Annotated in this window: 1 protein-coding gene; it reads left to right on the plus strand. The window is 66.6% G+C overall.

The annotated features are described in order from the left end of the window. Nucleotides 1-119: 119 nt before the first annotated feature. Nucleotides 120-356: helix-turn-helix domain-containing protein (locus IH48_RS0132545; RefSeq protein WP_030913102.1), on the plus strand; the 237-nt coding region annotated here is incomplete at its 3' end.

Genomic DNA, 356 nt, shown 5'->3' on the forward strand with positions numbered 1-356 from the left:
ACCAGGATGCGGGAGGAAGCGGAGGTCGACCGGGCGAAACAGGCGAGGAAGCTCTGTGAGTCCGAGCACGGTCCGGCTCATGATGTGTTCGAGCGCGATGTCGACGAGGAGGAATGGGTGTGAACCACAGCCGCTGGAAGCTGGCCCGGGACAAGGCGCTCACGGAACGGGACGACAGGTCCCCGGAGCTCAAGGAGCTCGATCGTGAGATCAGCCTCTCGATCGCCCTTGCCCAGGTCGTGTACGACCGGCGCAAGGCCCTTGGGCTCTCGCAGGACGAGCTGGCGCGCAGGTGCGGCCTGACCCAGGCGAAGATCTCCCGGATCGAGGGCTCGGACACCGTACCGACCCTGCCC

This window comes from Streptomyces sp. NRRL F-5126 (assembly GCF_000721265.1).
Taxonomy (GTDB): Bacteria; Actinomycetota; Actinomycetes; order Streptomycetales; family Streptomycetaceae; genus Streptomyces.